15 protein-coding genes are annotated in these 19272 nt (G+C 73.3%); 6 read left to right on the top strand and 9 right to left on the bottom strand.

Annotation, left to right across the window (positions count from 1 at the left end; translation table 11 throughout):
• Positions 1–3: 3 nt before the first annotated feature.
• From BLW04_RS12865 to BLW04_RS12855, 3 genes are all read right to left on the bottom strand, one after another.
• The gene (locus BLW04_RS12865; RefSeq protein ID WP_091541463.1) at positions 4–1884 is read right to left on the bottom strand and encodes a SpoIIE family protein phosphatase; all 1881 of its coding nucleotides are present in this window, start codon (positions 1882–1884) and stop codon (positions 4–6) included.
• Between the two features lie 70 nt (positions 1885–1954).
• Positions 1955–3733, bottom strand: coding sequence for a protein kinase domain-containing protein (locus BLW04_RS12860; protein WP_254781467.1), 1779 nt, complete (start codon positions 3731–3733; stop codon positions 1955–1957).
• A gap of 192 nt (positions 3734–3925) precedes the next feature.
• Entirely contained in the window at positions 3926–5038 is a 1113-nt protein-coding gene (locus BLW04_RS12855) for a glycerate kinase (RefSeq protein WP_091541461.1), read from the bottom strand.
• Positions 5039–5243: 205 nt separating this feature from the next.
• On the opposite strand from BLW04_RS12855, the gene BLW04_RS12850 reads away from it, so the two are divergent.
• The 4 genes from BLW04_RS12850 (at position 5244) to BLW04_RS12835 (ending at position 9229) form a co-directional block, all read left to right on the top strand.
• Positions 5244–6512, top strand: coding sequence for an MFS transporter (locus tag BLW04_RS12850; RefSeq protein WP_091541459.1), 1269 nt, complete (start codon positions 5244–5246; stop codon positions 6510–6512).
• A gap of 129 nt (positions 6513–6641) precedes the next feature.
• Positions 6642–6881 (top strand): hypothetical protein, encoded by a 240-nt coding sequence (locus BLW04_RS12845; RefSeq protein ID WP_254781466.1) that lies wholly within the window; start codon positions 6642–6644, stop codon positions 6879–6881.
• Positions 6878–7294 carry an MOSC domain-containing protein gene (locus BLW04_RS12840; protein WP_175484032.1) on the top strand — a complete coding sequence of 139 codons (417 nt, stop codon included), beginning with the start codon at positions 6878–6880 and terminating at the stop codon, positions 7292–7294. The genes BLW04_RS12845 and BLW04_RS12840 overlap by 4 nt, the downstream gene beginning before the upstream one ends.
• A 240-nt stretch (positions 7295–7534) precedes the next feature.
• On the top strand, positions 7535–9229 hold the full coding sequence (locus tag BLW04_RS12835) for an HNH endonuclease signature motif containing protein (protein WP_091541450.1): 1695 nt from the start codon (positions 7535–7537) through the stop codon (positions 9227–9229).
• 453 nt (positions 9230–9682) lie between these two features.
• On the opposite strand, the gene BLW04_RS12825 is transcribed toward BLW04_RS12835, so the two are convergent.
• The 3 genes from BLW04_RS12825 to BLW04_RS12815 form a co-directional block, all read right to left on the bottom strand.
• Positions 9683–11329 carry an AMP-binding protein gene (locus tag BLW04_RS12825; RefSeq protein WP_091541444.1) on the bottom strand — a complete coding sequence of 549 codons (1647 nt, stop codon included), beginning with the start codon at positions 11327–11329 and terminating at the stop codon, positions 9683–9685.
• Between the two features lie 8 nt (positions 11330–11337).
• Positions 11338–12306: a cyclase family protein gene (locus tag BLW04_RS12820; protein WP_091541442.1), complete on the bottom strand. Its 969-nt coding sequence runs from the start codon at positions 12304–12306 to the stop codon at positions 11338–11340.
• A 138-nt stretch (positions 12307–12444) separates the two neighbouring features.
• On the bottom strand, positions 12445–12870 hold the full coding sequence (locus tag BLW04_RS12815; protein ID WP_254781465.1) for a PaaI family thioesterase: 426 nt from the start codon (positions 12868–12870) through the stop codon (positions 12445–12447).
• A gap of 106 nt (positions 12871–12976) precedes the next feature.
• Between BLW04_RS12815 and BLW04_RS12810 the strand changes: the two genes are divergently transcribed.
• Positions 12977–13843: a 3-hydroxyacyl-CoA dehydrogenase family protein gene (locus BLW04_RS12810; RefSeq protein ID WP_254781464.1), complete on the top strand. Its 867-nt coding sequence runs from the start codon at positions 12977–12979 to the stop codon at positions 13841–13843.
• A 10-nt stretch (positions 13844–13853) separates the two neighbouring features.
• Entirely contained in the window at positions 13854–14633 is a 780-nt protein-coding gene (locus tag BLW04_RS12805) for an enoyl-CoA hydratase-related protein (protein ID WP_091541438.1), read from the top strand.
• A 395-nt stretch (positions 14634–15028) separates the two neighbouring features.
• On the opposite strand, the gene BLW04_RS12800 is transcribed toward BLW04_RS12805, so the two are convergent.
• The 3 genes from BLW04_RS12800 to BLW04_RS26730 all read right to left on the bottom strand — a co-directional run.
• Complete coding sequence (locus BLW04_RS12800; RefSeq protein ID WP_254781462.1) at positions 15029–16882, bottom strand: dynamin family protein; 1854 nt, start codon at positions 16880–16882, stop codon at positions 15029–15031.
• Positions 16879–18714 carry a dynamin family protein gene (locus tag BLW04_RS12795; protein ID WP_091541435.1) on the bottom strand — a complete coding sequence of 612 codons (1836 nt, stop codon included), beginning with the start codon at positions 18712–18714 and terminating at the stop codon, positions 16879–16881. The genes BLW04_RS12800 and BLW04_RS12795 overlap by 4 nt, the downstream gene beginning before the upstream one ends.
• Positions 18715–18885: 171 nt before the next feature.
• A partial coding sequence (locus BLW04_RS26730; protein WP_217631023.1) for a hypothetical protein occupies positions 18886–19272 on the bottom strand: 387 nt, incomplete at its 5' end.

Below are 19272 nucleotides of genomic sequence, written 5' to 3'. Positions count from 1 at the left end.
TCGTCAGGTGGCGGTGTGCCCCTCGGGAACGCGGGTTCTGCCCGCCGACGGCGGCCGGGGCCGGTCCTCCGGGTGGGCGCGCAGGGCCAGCAGCGCGACGTCGTCCTCGACCGAGCCGGCCAGCTCCCCGAGCAGCCGGTCGCCCACCTCCTCCAGCGGTAGACCGGCGCACTGCGCCAGCGCGCCGCTGAGCCAGGCGATGCCCTGGTCCAAGGTCGCGTCGCGGCGTTCGACCAGCCCATCGGTGTAGAAGAGCACCGTTGCGCCCGGGAACAGCACCGCCTCGTGGTCTGCTCGGGGCACGTCGGGGTCCACGCCCAGCAGCAGGTCCGGTTCGCACTCCAGGACGGTGACCGTGCCGTCGGTCTCCACCATCATCGGCGGCGGATGCCCGGCGTTGGACCAGCGCAGCACCCGCAGCCCCTCGGCCGCCTCGTCCCGGCCCTGCTCGACGGTGGCCAGCACCGCAGTGGCCAGCGTGCCCACCTCCAGGTCGCGCATCGCCCGGTCCAGGGCGGAGAGAACCGCCGCCGGGCTGTCCCGCCTGCTGTGCGCGACGCCCCGCAGCACGTTGCGGACCTGGGCCATCGCTGCGGCGGCGTAGCTGTCGTGGCCGGTGACGTCGCCGATCACCAGTGCCGTCCGGCCGTCCTCCAGCAGGAAGGCGTCGTACCAGTCGCCGCCCACCTGGGCCAGCGAGGCCGCTGGCAGGTAGCGGACGGCGATCTCCAGGTGGTCCGGCTCCGGGGGCGCGGTGAACAGGCTGCGCTGCAATGCCTCGGCCATGCCCCGGACGGCGGCGTGCGCCACCTGCTCGGTCTCCCGGGTGCCAATCCGCTCGAGGGCCTGCGCGCACTGAGCGGCGAAGGCGACGAGCAGGGCCAGCTCGTCATCGGTGACCGTCCGCGGCGCCGTCCAGGCCACGCTCAGCGAGCCCAGCCGGCGTCCGGCGCTCTCCAGCGGCAGCGCCACCCAGCACTCCGCGCCGGTACTGTCGATGACCTCGCGCATCTCGGGGGCAAATGCCTCGGTCGCCGCCCGGTCGGGCAGCACTACGAACTCGCCGGTCCGGGCCGCCACGCAGCCGGGGTAGGGGGCGTCCCAGGGCAGCACGCCGTCCCCGCCGCCGGCGGCGGGCCGCAGCCCCTCGCTCATCACCAGCCGGACCTGCTGATCGCCCGCCGGGACGGCGACCGCCCCGCCGTGTGCGCCGAGCGCGACGAGGCCGCCCTCGGTCACCACCCGGATCAGCTCCTGCACCGTCTCTGCCTGACTGACCTGCAGCGATACCCGCGCCAGCGCGGCCAGCCGGCGGGCGGTCACCGCCTCCGCGCTCCGGGCCGCCTGCAGCTCCACGCCGCGGGCGTAGAGGTCGGCCTGCACGTCCAGCGCCCGCCGCCGCCAGGCCTCCTGACCCTCCGGGTCGCCCGCACGGCCCTGCTGGTGCACGTAGCCGGTGATGTCCTCGGCCCGCTGCAGCAGGTACCGGCAGCGGCCGGCGGAGTCGTGCACCGGAATGCTGATCAGGCTCCAGAAGCGCTTGGTGAACCCACCGACGCCGTCGGGGAAGTCGTACTCCTGGACGGGCATGACATCGGTGCGGCCGGTGTCCCGGGCGCGTTCCAGCGAGGCCCGGACGTTCCCCACCCCACCGTCGGCGTCGACCTCCTTCGGGTTGCCGGGGAAGGCGTCGAACACCGGCCGCCCGACGATCTCGTCCAGCGAGCGGCCGGTGGTGGCCAGGTAGGCGGGGTTCGCGTCAGCGATCACCAGGTCGGGGGCCAGTACCAGGTAGGGCGTGGGCATCGCCCAGAAGACGGCGGCGTAGTCGGTCGCCGCCGCGCCCGGCGTCGCGACCTCGAGTCCGTTCGGCTGGCTGTCCACGGCCCCTCCGCGCCCGTCCGCAGCACGCCACGGTGCCGCGCCGGGAACCCTATCGCCGCGCACGCGCCGCTCAGCCGGTCGAACCGCCGGTGGCGCCCGCCCCGGCCGAGCGGTCGGAACCGGTCGTCGGGCTGGCCGTCGCGCTGCTGGCGCTGGCGCTCGACGACGAGGTCGAGGAGGAACTGGAGCTGGACGACGAGCTGCTCCCGGTCCCGCCGCCGGCGGTCCCGGTCCCGGTGCCGGGAGCGCCGTCGCTCACGGTGCCCTCGTCGCTCGGGGCGGTCGTCGTCGGTGCCGTCGGCGTCGGCGTCGGCGTCGGCGTCGGCGTCGGCGTCGGAGCCGGTGCCGTCGTTGTCGGCACCGTCGTCGTCGTCGTCGGCGCGGCCTCGGTCGACCGGGTCGGGTCGACCGGCGGCTGCAGCACCGACTCGACCGGTGCATCCGCTGGAGCGCCCCCGTCGTCGCGGGGGGCGACGGCGTAGCTGACCAGCACCTCGTCGCCCTGCTTGAGCCGGTTGCCCGAGGGGGAGACCGCCACCACCAGTCCCGGGTCGGTGTCGGTGGTCACCACGGGCTGGGTGTCGACGAGCAGTCTGCGGGCGGTCAGCTCGGCCTCCACGTCGTCGACCGGGCGGCCGAGGTAGTCGTCCGCGTCGATGAGCACACCGCCGGAGCTGCCGCCGGTCGCCGGAGCGGCGACCTGCGCGGCCGCGACGGGCACTTCGGAGCCGCCGGGGTCGAGGTTCTGGACGACGGCGACGGCCACGCCGGCGCCGAGCAGCAGGGCCACCAGCGGGATCAGGACGCGGCCGACGCGCTGACCGGCCCGGACGGGCGGCGGACTCACAACGGCGCGCGGCCGGCCCGCACCGGTGCCGGTGGCCGCACCGGTGTCCGCGCCGACGGAGGTGGCCGGTCCACCGCTGCGCTCGGCGGTCGCGCCGGTGTCCAGCGGACCACCGGGCACCAGCCAGAAGCTGAGGGTGTCGCTGTGCTGCACCGGCGGGAGCGCACGACCGGCGCGGACGTCGTCGATGGCGGCGACGAACGCGGCGCCGTCGGGCCAGCGGTGGGCCGGGTCCTTCACCAGGGCGTGCTCGATGAGGGTACGGACCCCCTCGGGGACCTCAGGGGGCAGCGGTGCGGGCTTGTCACGCAGCTGGCGCAGCGCGATCGCCACCGAGTTGTCGCCCTCGAACGCCTTGTGGCCGGTCAGGCACTCGTAACCGACCATGCCGAGGGAGTACACGTCGCTGGCCGGGGTGGCGTGGCTGCCGGCGGCCTGCTCGGGGGAGAGGTAGGCGGCGGTGCCGACGACCTGACCGGTCTGGGTGAGCGGCACACTGCCGGCCGACCAGGCGATCCCGAAGTCGGTGATCTTGACGGTGCCGTCCGCGCTGACCAGCACGTTGCCCGGCTTGACGTCGCGGTGGACGACGCCCGCCTCATGCGCGACGGCCAGCGCGGCGGCGGTCTGCCGGAGCACACCGAGGGTGCCGTCGGGGGACAGTGCCCCGGTACGGGCGAGCAGGACCGCCAGCGACTCCCCCTCGACGAGTTCCATGACCAGGAAGGCCAGGCACTCGCCGGAGCCGTCGGTGGCCTGCACCTCGCCGTAGTCGTAGACCGCGGCGATGTTGGGATGGCTGAGGGCGGCGGCATGCTGCGCCTCGGCCCGGAAGCGCGCCCGGAACAGGGGGTCGCCGGTGAGCTCGCTGCGCAGCACCTTGACCGCCACCGCTCGGCCGAGCAGCCGGTCGTGCGCACGCCAGACCTGGCCCATGCCACCGGTGGCCAGCGGACCCCGCAGCTCGTAGCGGTTCCCGAGGCCGGTCCTCGTGGGCTCCACCACGTCCGTCGTTTCCCCTTGCTCCTCGACCGCCGCGCCCGGAGCGCCGACCCACACTGGCCTGCTGGACGTCCAGGCACTGGGTGCCCTGCCAGCCGCCTGCCGACACATGGAGTTCCGGGACAGTTCAGGTCCGGAACCGTTCGGACAACGTCTCGACCGACGGACCTCCGGCGTCGATCATTCCCGAGCTCAGCCGGGCGGCGTGTCGGCGCCCTCGGCGAGCAGCGTCCCGGCCTCCGCGAGCCAGCGGGCCGGCTCGGCCATCGCCTCCGCCGGGGACCCGGCCAGCTCGGTGAGCGAGACGGCACGGGCCACCGGCAGGTCCTCCTCGACGACCACCCGGCCGGCGACGACGGTAACCGGCACCCCCGCCGCGCCGGCCCGGGCGACGAGCGCACCGACCACCTTGCCGCGCAGTGACTGGGAGTCGAACTGGCCCTCCCCGGTCAGCACCAGGTCGGCGTCGGCGAGCGCGTCGTCCAGACCCGCGGCGGCGGCCACCGCGTCGGCGCCGCTGACGAACTCGGCACCCCAGCAGGCGGCGAAGCCGAACGCCGTGCCGCCGGCCGCGCCCGCGCCGGGCGCTTCCGGGTCGCCGTCCAACAGACCGGCGAGCCGGGCGAGTGCGGCGTCCAGTTCGGCGACCTGGTCCGGCGAGGCGCCCTTCTGCGGCCCGAACTGCCCGGCCGCGCCGAGCCGCCCGAGCAGTGGCGCCGTGACGTCGACCAGGCACTGCACGCCCCCGGCCGGCGGCGGGGTCAGCCCGGCGAGGTCGACGCAAGCCAGCCGGGCGAGGGCGCCGCCCCCGGCGGGCAGCTCCGCGCCGGCGGCGTCGAGGAACCGGGCTCCGAGAGCGGCCAGCGCACCGGTGCCGCCGTCGGTGGTCGCCGAGCCGCCGAGGGTCAGCATCACCCGCTGGACGGCGGGGTCGGCGACAGCCGCGGCGAGCAGCTCGCCCAGCCCGCGGGTGGTCGCGTGCAACGGGTCCGGTTCGTTCATCAGCGGCAGGCCGGCCGCCCGGGCCATCTCGACCACCGCGGTGCCGTCGGGCAGCAGCAGCCAGACCGCCTGCACCGGCCGGCCGTCGGGGCCGCTCACCGGGGTGGTGCGCCAGCAACCGTCCGGCAGGTCGTGGCCGAGCGCGTCGAGGGTGCCCTCGCCACCGTCGGCGAGTGGGAGCGTGAGCAGCTCGTCGTCCGGACGGCGACTGCGCCAGCCGGCGGCCAGCGCGTCGGCCGCCGCGGCGGCGTCCAGGGTGCCCTTGAAGGAGTCGGGGGCGATGACCACCCGGAGCCTGCTCATCGGTCGTCGTCGGGAGCGGCGGAGGCGAACGGCATGGCCGCGAGCCTGGCCGGTCCCGGTGCCGCGCGGCAAGCCGGTGGGCTGAGCGACCCGAACCGGGGCCGCCGATGTGCACTCGTCGTCGCCTGGACGGGCGTTCCGGCGACGATGAGCGCACAACGGCTGGAAAGCTGCTCGGCGTGCCCATCGGAACGGCGGCGGACCGCTGACTGAGACCGACGTCCGCCTGCGGCAGCACCCCGGCTTCCGGCGGTTCTGGGCGGCGTCCACCGTCTCTGCCTTCGGCACGTACGTCACGTCGCTCGCAATCGGCGTCCTCGTGGTCGTCGACCTCGACGGCTCGGCGATCGACGTCGGCTGGGTGAACGCGGCCCGGTGGGCGCCCTACCTGGTGCTCGGCCTGGTCACCGGGGTGCTGGCCGACCGGGTCCGCCGCAAGCCGCTGCTCGTTGCCACCGACCTGGGGCGCGCGGTGGTCATCGGCTCGGTGCCCGCCCTGGCGCTGACCGGCCGGCTCGGCGTGGGGTCGCTCGTAGTCCTGCTGCTGGTCTTCGGTGCGCTGTCGGTGGCCAACGACGCCGCCCACCAGTCCTTCCTGCCCCGGCTGCTCCCCCGCGCCGCGCTGCCCCGGGCCAACACCCGCCTCCAGCAGAGCGACGCGGTCGCCCAGACGTCCGGGCCGTTGCTGGCCGGTGGGCTGGTCGCCTGGCTGGGCGCGCCCGTGGCGGTGCTGGTGGACGCGGTGTCCTACCTGGTGTCCGGGCTCCTGATCCTGACCACGCCGCTCGACGATCCCCGCCCACCGCGGTCGGTCCGCAGCGCCACCGCCGTGCTGGCCGAGTTGCGCGAGGGCCTGCAGTGGGTCTACCGGCATCCAACGCTGCGACCGCTCGCGCTGAGCACCCACGCCTGGTTCGTGTTCAACGGCCTGCTGGGCACCGTCTACGTTCCCTACGCACTGCTGGAACTGGACGTCGGCGCGGTCGGGCTCGGGGTGACCCAGGCCCTGGCCGGCGTCGGCGTGCTGCTCGGCACCGGCGCCTCGGCGCGGATCGGTCGCCGGCTGGGTCTCGCCGGCACGCTGACCGGCGGTCGGCTCGTGCAGGCGGCCGGCTTCACGGTCGTGGCGCTGCTGCCCGCCGTCTGGGCTCCGGGCACGGCCGGCGTGGTCGCGGCGGCGGGGCTGGGGCAGTTCCTCTTCGGGTTCGGCCTGGGCGCCGAGGGCCCGTTCGGGCTGTCCTACCGGCAGGCGGTCACCCCGGCCCGGCTGCAGGGCCGGATGAACGCCACCATGCGCTCGCTCAACCGGGCAGCCATCGTGGTCGGCGCCCCGCTGGGCGGAGTGCTGGCCGGCGTCGCGTCGTCCCGGTCGGCGCTGGTCATCGGGGCGGCCGGCATCGCGGTCACCGCGCTGGCGCTGCGCCTGTCCGGCTTCCGCCGGGCGGCGATGACCGACCCGGCCATAGCCGATTGACCGACCCGGCCGTAGCCGATCGGTCGAAGTCGGCTCGGGACGCCGCGCGCCCAGGACCTCATCCGTCGACTAGCGTCCGGCCGTGCTGGTCGGCCGGTCGCATCTCTCACGCGCTATCCGGTCAAGTCGTTGCAGGGTGAGGACCTCGAGAGCGTCCACGTCGGCCCAAGAGGCCTTGCCGGCGATCGCTGCTGGGGCGTCTACACCGAGACGGCGGCATCGGCAGCGGCAAGACCACCCGGTGCTTCCGCCGGATCGACGGACTACTGGCCTACCAGCCCACCTGCGACGGCAGCCCGTTCCCCGTGGTCACCGGCCCGGACGGCATCGCGCATCGCGCCGGCGACGCAACGACGGACGAGTCGTTGAGCCGAGTCCTGGGCCGCCCGGTCCAGCTCCGGCGCGAGACCGACGTCCCCCACCATGACGAGTCCCCGGTACACCTGATCACCACCTCCAGCGTCGCCGAGCCGATCGGCCGGCCGATCGACGCCCGCCGGTTCCGGGCCAATGTCGTGCTGGACACCGGGGCGACCACGGGCCGGAGCCGGTGGAGAACAGCTGGCACGGGCGCGACCTCGCCCTCGGGGACGAGTTGGTCCTCACCCCTGGGTCCCGGCATGCCCCGCTGCCGGATGGCCGACCTGTCCGTACCCGGCCAGGTCGAGGAGTTGCCGATCCTGAAGACGATCGCTCGACACCACGACGTGCTCTTCGGCCTCCAGGCACACGTGGCGCGCGGTGGGCACGTCCGGTGCGGGGACACCGCACGGTTGATCTGACCACTGAACGCCGTGCCTGCAGACGACGCAGTGCTGAACCGGTTGGGCGTCGGCCCGGCCACGTCCCCGCTCCGAACGGATGAGCCCGTCCTCCCGGCAGCGGCCCGGGAGAAGTCTGCTGCCCGGGAGCCCAGCGCTGGTTCGACCCGTCCGGCCATGGTGTCCGCTCCCCACGCGGAGTCTGTCGCTGCCGCACTCATCTCGGCCAGAATCGTCGTACCCCTCCCATAGGTTTGCGGTGTGTTCGAGGCGGTGGGTTTCCGGGTCACGGTGACGGTGTCGCCGGCTGCCCCGCTGTCGCTCGAGCACCCGGGCGATGCGCCGGCAGGGGCAGAGCGGAGGCCGTCGCGACTGACCGATCTCCTCGACCCGTCGGGTTTCGACGACCAGGGCCTGGCCGGCGAGTTGGCCGCTGTGCGACGGGGCAAGGCGCAGCTGGCGGCGTACGAGGCCGCGGTGGTGGCGGAGTTGACGTCGCGCCGTCCGGACGATGCTGACCTGACCGACGAACAACCGGGGCACGCCGGCGAGGGCTGGGTGCCCGACCGGGTGCCGACCGGGGTGAGCGAGTTCCTGCCCGACGAGCTGGCGCTGCTGGTGGGCTGCTCGAGGGCCGCAGCCGTGGGGTTGGCTGAGCGGTCCGTCGCGATGGTCCGAGAGGTGCCGGGCGTCTGGGAGGCGCTTGCCGACGGGCGGATCGACGAGCCACGGGCCCGGGCCATCGTGAGCGTGCTGCGCGGCCAGTCCGTGGGAGCCGGCGGGCCGGTCGCCGCTGCGGTGATCGCCGAGGTGGCGGCCCGGGCGGTCGAGCGGGCTGCGGCCGGGGAGTTGCCGGCGCTGCTCAGGGAGCGGACGGCGGCGGCCCTGCTGGAGGTCGATGCGGCAGCCGCGGACCGGCGTCGGAAGCGGGCGGAGCGGAACGCCGACGTCACGGTGCGCGCCACCCGGGACGGGATGACCGAGCTGGTCACCGACCTGACGGCCCCGGTGGCGAGCGCGTGCCGGGAGGTGACCGACACCTACGCCCGGATGCTGAAGGCCGACGGGGATCCCCGACCGATCGGCCAGCTGCGGGCCCTCGTGCTCGCAGACTTGATCCTGCGCCCCTGGGACGCCTCCCGGAAGGCGATCACCGCCCACCTGACCGTGTTCGCCCCACTCGGCGGCCTGCGCCCCTGCCCGGCCGGTGGTGGCGCTCAGCCGCCCGACGGTGGCGCCGAGCCGGCTGAGTCGTCCGGACCGGGATGTCGCGACGGCGCGCCGATGACGGCGGGGGCCGGTCCGACCGCATCGTCGGAGACCGGATGGGTCGACGGGCAGCCGATCACCGCGGCTCAGCTGCGCCAGCTCCTGGCCGAGCTGGACGCGCTGTGCCCCGGCGGGCTGCAGGCGCCGTCCGGCGGCAGCCTCGACATTTCCCTGGTCGATCCCCGCACCGGCGCCCTGCGCGCCACCGTCACCCGCACGGAGCTGGAACGGCTTGCCCGACGCGGCTGCCCCGAGCCCCCCGCGCACCACGCCGCGGCGGAGGAACCCTGCGGCTGCTCGGTGCTGGACCGCCCCTCGCCGGTCGATCGCTATGAACCGACTCCCGCGCAGCGGCGGTTCGTGCACGCCCGCGACCACACCTGCCGCCATCCCGGCTGCCGTCGCCGGGCGGGCCGCACCGACATCGACCACGTCATCCCCCATGACGACGGGGGTCCCACCGACTGCACCAACCTGTGCTGTCTCTGTCGTCGGCACCACCGGATCAAGACCCATGCGCCCGGTTGGAGCTACCGGATGAGCCCCGACGGGGGGCTGGAGGTGACCACCCCCAGCGGCGTCACCCGGAGCACCCGACCACCAGGCCTGGGCCTGCCCGACGATCTCCTGCTCACCCCGATCATGGCGGGGCACGGGTCGCCGGCCGACGATCCACCGCCGTTCTGACCGCCTGCCCCAACGGGCGGCCAGCCGTCCGCGGCGATGTCCGGCCCGGCATGGACGGCGTCCGGGCCCGCGGAAACGTGCTCCGCGAGCTGTTCCACGTGCAACCAGCGGATGGCGTGGTCGCGCTCCAGGGAGCGCAGGGACGCACGCATCATGGCGAACCTGGATCAGCCTTTGGGCCCGTCGCCGCGCACCGGCCGGTCAGCCTGCGACTCGGTCGCGGCGGTGGAGCTCGCTTTGGTGTCCGTGGTGGCGGCCGAGCGTTGGATCAGCGGCCAAGCACTCGCCACTCGCCAGGGGCTCAGGCCGTAGTCGGCGCGGAATCGGCGCGCGAAGTGCCGCCTGTCGCGGAACCTTCACCGGTGGGCGACCGCCGCGACGGTGAGGTGCGCCCGCAGGTCACCGTCGCGGGCACTCGGTCGACGGGCCGGGGAGCGGCTGGTCAGCGAGCGCTCAGCCGCGCAGTTCCCGGCGCAGGATCTTCCCGGTGACCGTCTTGGGCAGCTCGTCCACCAGCTCGACGCTGCGCGGGTACTTGTAGGCAGCCATCCGCTGCTTGCAGTGCGCGATGAGCTCCTCGGGCGTCACGGTGGCGCCGGGCTTGACGCTCACGAACGCCTTGACGGTCTCTCCCCGCTTCTCGTCCGGGACGCCGACGACCGCGGACTCGCGGACCGCGGGGTGCTCGGCCAGCACGTCCTCCACCTCGCGCGGCCACACCTTGTAGCCCGAGGCGTTGATCATGTCCTTCTTGCGGTCGACGATGAACACCCAGCCCTCGGGGTTCATGAACCCGACGTCGCCGCTCTTCAGGGCCCCGCCGGGCAGGTTCGCGGCGGTCTCCTCGGGCTTCCCCCAGTAGCCGGCGACGACCTGCGGTCCGTCGGCGACGATCTCGCCGACCTCACCGTTCGGGAGGTCCTGACCGTCATCGCCCTGGATGCGCACGATCGTGTTCGGCGCCGGCACCCCCACCGACAACGCCCCCGACGTGGGGTCCACCGGCGACGGGGCGCCGAACGGCGTCACCGTCATCGGCGAGGTGGTCTCGGTCAGGCCGTATGCGTTGTGCACCTGCTTCCCGGTGGCCTCCAGGAAGGCCTTCTCCGCCGTCGGTGAGATGGCCGCGCCGCCGGAGTAGATCGAGGTGAACGAGGCGAAGTGGTCCCTGGTGAAGCCGGGTGCGTTGAGCAGCGCGGTGAACGCGGTGATCGCACCGATCGTGAACGTCGGCCGGTGCTCCAGCAACGCGTCCAGGACGACCTGCGGCTCGAACCGGTAGGCCAGTACCAGCGGCGCCGGGGCCAGCAGGCTCACCGCGACGTGCCCGATGAGGCCGGTGATGTGGAACAGCGGGGCCACCCCGAAGATCGCGCCGTCCTGGCCGGCCCGGACCCAGTCGCGGTAGACCTGCGCGGTGAACACCACGTTGCGGTGGGTGTTCATCGCGCCCTTGGGCACCCCGGTCGTCCCGGACGTGTAGGTGAGGAAGGCGACGTCGTCGGGCGCCAGCTGGACCGGCGGCGGGACCTTCCCCCGGTGCCCCGCGATGAACTCGCTGAAGTCGGTCGTGCCCTCGTGCCGCTGGCGGGTCATCCCGGCGAACAGCCGCTCGTCGGCCCGGGTCTGGAACTCCAGCTCGCTGGTCGTGAGCACCAGCCGCACGTCGGTGTCGGGGACGACGCTGCGCCCGATCTCGCCGTACAGCGCCTCCAGCGCGACCAGCACCGTCGCCCCTGAGTCCTTGAGGAGGTAGGACAGCTCCCGCTCCCGGCTCATCGGGTTGATCGAGACCATCACCCCGCCGGCCTTCCAGGCCGCGACCATGGCGATGACGAACTGCGGGACGTTCTGCAGGTACACCGCCAGCCGGTCACCGGCGGTGAAGCCGTTGGCCAGCAGCCCGCTGGCCAGGCCGTCGCTGAGCTCGTCGAGCTCCTGGCGGGTGACGCTGCCGTCGAAGTACCGCAGCGCGACGGCGGACGGGTCGTGGGCCACCCCGGCCCGGAACATGTCCAGGGCGTTGCCGAACTGCAGGGTGTAGTCGGCCGGCTGGTCGCCGTAGCGGGCCAGCCATGGCCGCTCGTCGTAGACGCTCATCGGGACCTCTACTTGATGACGACGGGGTTGACCGGCGAACCGCTGCCCTTGGCGACCTTCAGCGGGGCGGCGACGTACAAGAACGTGTACTGCCCGTCCTCCGCGCAGTCGGCGGCCAGCTGCTCGAGGTCGGCGATCTCGGTCAGCGTCACGCCCAGGTTGCGCATCAGGGCGTTGTGCAGGACCAGCGCCACCCCGTTGTTGGGGTCGGTGGTCACCTCGTTGGCGATCGTGTCGGTGACCAGGTTGGGAATCTCCATGTCCTGGAACCACTGCACGAGCTCCGGGCTGTAGACCAGGCCGGGCTCGTTGAAGCCCTCGTAGAAGGCCTCGCCCTGCTCGAAGAACAGCTGCAGGAAGTTGGTCCGGACGATGAGGATGTCGCGCTTCTGGATCTCCACGCCCTGCGCCTGCGCGCAGGCCATCAGGTCCTCGTGGGTGAAGGTCTCGCCCTTGTCCAGGGTGTTCTTGCCGCGGAAACAGGCCATGTCCAGCAGGACCGCCCGGCCGACGACGCCGCGCTGCGCGATGGGCTCGACGCTGGCCTTCTCCAGCCCGCCGACCGTGGTGCGCGCGTCATAGCCGTTCCACAGCTTGCCGTCGTACCAGAGGTGCCCCAGGGCGTCGTACTGCGTGGAACCCTGCAGGAAGGCGTTGATCTTGTCGTCGGCGTAGTGCAGGCCGCCCGGGTACGCCGCTCCCTTGCCGCCCTCGTCCCAATCGCTCTCGTCCAGGATCTGGGTGCGCTCAGCCGGCGTACGGCCCGGCCACACCGGGTCGCCCTTCGGGTCGCCGATGAGGCGCTGCAGCGTGAAGACCTTGCCGGAACTGACGAGCCGCACCGCCGCGAGCACCTGCTCGGGGCCGAGGTAGTTCAGCGCGCCCACCTCGTCCTCCGGACCCCACTTGCCCCAGTTGGTCGGCGCGTCCCTGAGCAGGTCGATGAGGTCCGGAGGGGTGGTCTGGTTCTCGGTCACGGGGTCTCCAGGGCAGAGGGCCCCGATCACTGCGCGGGGCGTGGGTGTCGGTCTTGGTGTCGGTGTCGGTGTCGTGAACTTCTACCAGTCCCAGCTGTGTCGTGCGTCACAGGGGTCCCTGCGGGAGCGCGAGCCCGGTCAGCCGGCCGGGACGACGGTCTTCGTGACCTGGGCGGTGGCCACGAGCGTGCCATCGACGGTCGCCTCGGCGCGCAGGAATGCCACGGCGCGCCCGCGCCGCAGCACCGTGCCCACGACCTCGACCCGCCGGTCGGCGGGCACCGGGCGGAGCAGGGACACCGACTGGTCGTGGGTGACGGCGTGTTCGTCGGCGGTCAGGTGCGGGAGCAGCGCCAGGTAGGCCGCGACGTCGAGCAGCGCGGTCACCACACCCCCGTGGAGCAGGCGCACCTGGTTCTGCGCCGAGACGCCGACGGGAAACCAGATGCCCGCCGGCGGGTCCGCCGGGTCCAGCAGCTCGACGCCGACGAACCGGTGCAGCGGGATGTCCAGGACGGCCTGGACGCGGGCCGGGTCGATGTCGCGGGGGGTCGCGGATGGCACGGCGATTCCTTTCGTCTGAGGGCGGTCGCCGGGGTGCCGTTCGCCGCGCGACCACGCAGAGGACATGATCGGCGGGAACGGTGGTCACGGCGAGGTGGAGGAAAGCGTGGCGGACGAGGTGGGCGGGATCCCGCGGCGGGTCGGCGTCATCGGCGGCGGCCGGATGGGGACTGGGATCGCCCAGTCCTTCCTGGCCACCGGGGCGCGGGTCGAGGTGGTCGAGGCCGGGGACGAGGCCGCCGAGGCCGCCCGCGGCCGGGTGTCGGACGGGCTGGAGGAGGCGGCCCGCCGCGGGAAGCTGACCGGGGACGTCGAGACGGCGCTGTCCCGGCTGGCCCTGGTCGACTCCCCCGGCGACCTGGACCCCGCCACCGGGCTGGTGGTCGAGGCGGTGCCGGAGCGGGCCGACCTGAAGGTCGCCGTCCTCACCGCGGCGGAGTCCGCCCTCGGCGGTGCCGCGGTGCTGGCCACCAACACCTCCTCGCTGTCGGTCACCGAACTGGCCGCCGCGCTGCAGCGGCCGGCGCAGTTCCTGGGCATGCACTTCTTCAACCCCGTGCCGGCCTCCAAACTGGTCGAAGTCGTCGTCGCCCCGGAGACCGCACCCGGCGTGGTCGAGGTGGTCCGCGGCTGGGTGCAGGCGCTCGGCAAGACCGACGTCGTGGTCAAGGACTCCCCCGGCTTCGCCTCCTCCCGGCTGGGCGTGCTGCTCGGCCTGGAGGCGATCCGGATGCTGGAGGAAGGCGTCGCCGACGCCGAGGCCATCGACGCGGCGATGGAGCTGGGCTACCGGCACCCGATGGGCCCGCTGCGCTCCACCGATCTGGTGGGCCTGGACGTCCGGCTGGCAATCGCTGAGTACCTGGCCGGCACGCTGGGCGAGCGCTTCACCCCGCCCCAGTTGCTGCGGGACAAGGTGGCCGCCGGCGAGCTCGGCCGCAAGACCGGCCGCGGCTTCCACGACTACTCCTGAGGAGCTCCCCATGACCGAAGCAACCGTGACCCGCACCGATGCGGACGGCGTCGCCACCCTCACGCTGCAGCGACCGGGCCTGTCCCACGTCCTGCGCGGGGAGCTGCTGGCGCTGGTGCGCGAGGTGGCCGACGACCCCGCCGTCCGGGCCGTGTTGCTGACGGGCACCGGCCGGGCCTTCTGCGTCGGCCAGGACCTCGGAGAGCACGTCGAGTCGCTGCGCGGGAACGCCGAGGGGTCGCTGTCGGTGGTGGAGGAGGAGTACAACCCGCTGGTGCTGGCGCTGGCCGGGCTGCGGGTGCCGCTGGTGGTGGGGATCAACGGCGCCTGCGCCGGGGCCGGGATGGGCCTGGCACTCGCCGGGGACCTGCGGGTGGCCGCCGCGGGTGCAAAGTTCACGACCGCGTTCGCCGGGATCGGGCTGTCCAGCGACTCCGGGCTGGCGTCCCGGCTGGTGCACTGCGTCGGCGGGTCGCGGGCGGCCGAGCTGCTGTTGCTGCCCGAGCCGTTCCCGGCCGAGACCGCCGCCTCGTGGGGGTTGGTGCACCGCGTCGTGCCGGCAGAGCAGGTGCTTCCTGAGGCCCACGCGCTGGCCGCCCGGCTGGCCGCGGGGCCGACGCTGGCCTTCCGGGCGATGAAGGAGGTGCTCGCGACGGCGGCCACCGACTCGCTGGCCGACTCCCTTGCCCTGGAGGCCCGGCTGCAGACCGCCCTGGGCGGTACGGCGGACCACCGGGAGGCGGTCGAGGCGTTCCTGGCCAAGCGGGCGCCGGAGTTCACCGGCTCCTGAATCGACGCGCCTCCCCACACCGAGGGAGTACAACCCGGTGGACCGGCCGGCTGCACGTCTCGCGCCGAACATAATCGGGCCGGACCGACCTACCGGCTCCCATACCGACGGCAGGCTTCCAGGGGGATCGCGTGACTGACCGGCACGACGCTTCGGACGGGACGTCCGCGCCCACCGGGCGACCGCAGCCAAACCGGCTACCGCCGTCCCCCCTTGCTGCCCCGCGGCCGCTGCCTGCGCCCCCGCGCCCTCCGGTCACCAGTGACCTCCAGCCCCCCGGCCCGCGGGTGACACCACCGATGCCGGGAGCGTTGCGGTTGTCGGTCTGGTCGTGGCTCGCCAGCTTCGCGGCAGGGATCGTCGGCTTGCTCCTGGCCGCGCGCGACCTCGACGGTCTACGTCTCAGGTTGCTCGACTCGGCGCGCGGACAGGATCCGACGGCGTCGGCGAAGCTGCTGGACTCGAGCGTGACCGCCGTCTTGTGGGGGCTCTTCGCCGGCACCGGCGGGCTGATCGTGGTCTCCGTGGCGTTCCTGGTCCTCGTACTGCGCCGCTCGTCCAAGGCGCGCTGGCTGTTGGCCGGCGGGGGGCTCCTGAGCCTGATCGCCGTCCTCCTCGATCAGGGCATCGTCGCCGGCGGCGCGGAGGTCGACCGGGTGAGCTTCCTCGTCCAGGGCGGTTTCCTCGTCGTCGCCCTGGTCACGCTGGCGCTGCGGGGCTCCCGGGCCTGGTTCGTCCGGTTCCGCAGCTGAGCCGAGGCCGTCCAGCCCGGCCAGCAGTGTCTCGCACGAGCGGGCGACGATGTCGCTCGCGTCGGCCGCCGGCCGCCGGACCAGGGGATCGGCCGACCGCGCCCGCCACTGGGTGAGTGCGTCGACCGCGGCCCGGCGCAGCGTGGCCGGGTCGCTGCCCTCGGGCAGTCCCAGCCGCGCCGCCGCGGTGTCTCCTTCGGCGCCGAGCAACCGTTCGGCCTCGGCGCGCACGTCGACGGCGAAGGGACCGCCGGCCGATCGCGACTGCGCCAGCATCCGCAACTCCATCAGGTCATGGGCGCCGCTGGAGATCTGTTCCAGCTGACGCCACAGTTCGGTGGTCCCCTCGGCGGGGGTCGTCTGGAGGATCCGCTCCACCGTGCGCAGCGCGGTGCCGGCCTTGAGCTGCGCACCGCGCTGGGTGAAGGTGACGTCCACCAGCCGCTGCAGCTCCCGCAGGCCGCTGCGCGCCACCAGCTCGTCGGCGAGCGTGGCGGCGCTTCCGACGCCGGTTCTGATCAAGGCCACCGACAGCCGGACGCCGAACAACCCGAGCCGTTCCAGGAGATCGGCCCGAACGGCCGGAGAGACCGCTGTCGGGGACTCCGGCCGCCGGAAACGGTCCGCCGTCAGCAGCATGCCGTCGACGGCCGCCCGGTCGGCGGAGGCAAGACTGCGCAAGGCGACGAAGTCGGCCTGGCGCAGGGTGCGGCCGCCGAGTCCGACCAGACCGGCGACCGGGATCACCGCAGAGGTCAACTCACGGACAGCGGGGTCCTCCGCCACGGCCGCGGCGACCCGCTCGGCCGCAAGCAGCGCGTCGAGCCGGCCGGCGCCGACGTCGTCTGCACGGGACAGCACGGTGAGCGTGGTGGTGTGCACCCCGACACCACCGGTCTGCTGTTGGAAGGCCGCGAGGAAGGCCACGTCCTCCGGTTGCATCTGCCGGGTGAGGAAGATGATCGCGTCGGCGCCCGGCAGCTGGTCACCGGGCACCAGGGACGACCGGGTCCGGGCGCTGATGTCGACCGACAACGAAGAGATCCCGGGGGTGTCCAGCCAGGTCGCCGACGCCAGCCCGGCCGCGGGCCAGTCGACGACGAGCCGCTCCACGTCCTCGGCGGGCGTGCCAGCGAGATCGAGACGCAGCCCTTCCCTGGTGCGCCGGACCGGCAGGGAGCGCTGGTCGCCGTCGGTGCCGTGCAGCACCACCCGCGGGGTCTGCGCACGTCGGTACCAGGTCACCACCCGGGTGCACTCGCCGGCGTCGGTGGGCGCCAGCCGCTCGCCCAGCAGGGCGTTGAGCAGGGTCGACTTCCCGGCCTTGACGCGACCGGCAACCGCGACCCGCAGCGGCTCGTCGAGCCGTTCGCGTTGGGCGCGCAGGCGGGTGACGGCGGCCGGGTCGTTTCGGTAGACCTGCAGCGCGCGGTCCAGCAGTGCCCGCACGTCGGTGGTCAGGGTCGCCTCCTCCCCGGCGATGGGCGCGATCGTCACCGGCCGGGGACCGTGTTCCCGGTCAGCCCGCTGACGTCCTTGCGCAGGCGCTCGATCTGGTCCAGCTGCTGACGCAGCGCCCGCATCCGGGCGTCCCGCTCGGCTGCGGCCCCCTTCGCCGACTGCTGCGCGACCTTGACGGCGTCGGCCAGGGTCCGGGACATCTCGTCGACCGTGTCGGTGATCATGTCCCGGAGGGTGCGCTGCACGTAGCGCAGGCGGTCCTTCAGCTGCTTGCTGGCCTGGAAGACGACCTCGTCCAGGTGGCGACGCACCGCGGACTTGGCCTCGTTCTGCCGTCGCTGCCGTCGCTGCTGCTTGTCATCCCGGTAGGCCTTGCTGCCGATGACCAGGCCGACGCCGACCGAGATCGGGTTGATCACCGCCATGCCGGCCAAGCTGGTGATCAGGCCGGTCATCAGCACCCCGCTGTAGGAGCCGCGCATACCGATCAGGAGCCGTTGCGGCAGCTTCATCACGCCGCGGTCGATGTCGGACAACTCGACCAGCGAACCGAGCATCTCGGTGGCGTCCCCAATGGAGAGGTCGGGCAGGGCCGCACCGCCGTCCTTGGCGAACTGCTCGACGACCTGATCGGCGAGCCACTCGGACCGTTGGCTGGCCCAGACGAAGCTCTCGGCCACCGCCGCGGCCACGCGGCGGTCCATCCAGCCGGTGAAATCGTCCCAGAGCGGGCCGGGGTCATGGGACTCGATGGCGTCGTCGGCCTCCCGGGTCACCGCGCGCGTCCGGTCACGGAGGTCGTAATCGATGTCGGCCATCAGGTCGGTGACACCGTCGGTCAGCAACTGCTGCCACCGCGAGGAGCGGCGGCGCAGGTCGTCCACGCCGGCCCGGGCTGTCTCGAGCTCGGCGAGCAGACCCGCGGTGCTGGCCGGGTCCTGCAGGGCGGTCAGCTCGGTGTTCAGCGCCAGTCCGAGCTGCTCGGTCACCGACGTCAGGTCGTGCATGGTCGAGCGCTGGGCCAGGGAATCGGCCCGGCCGACGATCTCCCGGCGCAGGTAGCTGACCAACGCCCCGACGCCGGACTCCTCGTGCAGCTCCTGGTCCTGCCGCTGGACGGCGAGCACCTCGAGGGAGGAGGAGACGGCGAACATCGGCGCCTGGATGCCGGCCGCGGCGAGGTGGCCGCGGTCCAGTTCCATGATCGTCCGCCACTCGGGATTCGCGTCGATCTTGGTCAGCACGCAGGCGACGTTCGGGCAGAGTGCTGCGGCCTGACGGATGAAGACCATCTCGGGAGCGGTGTACTCCTGCGACGCGTCCGAGACGACGAGCACGGCGTGGGCACTCGGCAGCATGTCGACCGTCCCGAGGGCGGAGGCCGATCCGAGTCCACCGACTCCTGCGGTGTCCACCACCTCCAGGCCGCCGGCCAGGATCTTCCGCGGCAGCTGCACCTCACCTCGGACCAGCGCCGATCCGTCTGCGGCCCTCGCACCGCCCGCAAGCTCGCCGGCGAGTCGCTCCAGCGGCACCGTCACCCGGCTCAGGCCCTGCTCGGGAACCGATGCGGTGACCCCACTCGCCTCCCGGGGCAGGAAGACGAGCGCGGCGGCCGGGGTGTCCCCGTGGCGGACCACGGTCGGCACCGTCGTCGCGACGTCGTCGCCTACCGCGCAGACCGGCGCTCCGACCAGGGCGTTGACCAGGAAGCTCTTGCCCTGCTTCGGCTCACCCACCACCAGGACCCGGATGCTGGGTGTCTGGACCCGCTCCTTGACCACGGTCAGCCGGCGGTGCAGATCCGGTCGGTCGCAACGACCGGCCAGGCCGAGAGCCCGGTCGAGCAGCTCGAGGGATGCCGCCATGTCTCCTCAGGTTCCTAGAGTGCAAGCCGTCGGTACGGGCCCCAGCCTGCCAGTCCGCGGACAGCCGAGTGCCCGGCTTCCCCCATCAGGTGGATGAGGGAAGCCGGGCGCCTCGTTCAGTTCACCCGGTGGTGGCGTCTACGGCAACCGCCACCGGGGCATCGCGCTGGATCAGACGGTGACGTCGCTGTGCTCGATCTCCGTGGAGTAGTCGTTGCCGGAGTCGTCGATGTCGGTCGAGTCATCGGTGTACTCGTTGCCCGAGTCCTCGATCGAGTTGTCCGAGTAGTCGTTGCCCGAGTCGCGCACGGTCACGGACTCGTCGGTGAACTCGTTGCCCGAGTCGTCGATCGAGTTGTCGGAGTTGTCCTGGAACGAGTCCTGGACGTCGACGTCGGTGGAGTTGTCCGAGTTGTCGGTCGAGTTGTCATTGCCCGAGTCGCTGACGTTCGTCGAGTTGTCGTTGCCCGAGTCGCGGACCGTCGTGGAGTTCCCCGAGTCGCTGACGTCCGTGGAGTTGTCCGAGTTGTCGGAGTTGTCGTTGCCCGAGTCGCTGAC

Source organism: Modestobacter sp. DSM 44400 (assembly GCF_900107175.1).
In the GTDB taxonomy this organism is placed as follows: domain Bacteria; phylum Actinomycetota; class Actinomycetes; order Mycobacteriales; family Geodermatophilaceae; genus Modestobacter.
The sequence above is the reverse complement of the archived record's forward strand: the minus strand, read 5'-3'. Positions and strand labels throughout refer to the sequence as shown.

Coding starts and splice junctions, on each gene's coding strand:
- BLW04_RS12805 (WP_091541438.1), top strand. CDS start 13,854: ATGACCGAAGCAACCGTGACCCGCACCGATGCGGACGGCGTCGCCACC.
- BLW04_RS12855 (WP_091541461.1), bottom strand. CDS start 5,038: ATGAGCAGGCTCCGGGTGGTCATCGCCCCCGACTCCTTCAAGGGCACC.
- BLW04_RS12825 (WP_091541444.1), bottom strand. CDS start 11,329: ATGAGCGTCTACGACGAGCGGCCATGGCTGGCCCGCTACGGCGACCAG.
- BLW04_RS12795 (WP_091541435.1), bottom strand. CDS start 18,714: ATGGCGGCATCCCTCGAGCTGCTCGACCGGGCTCTCGGCCTGGCCGGT.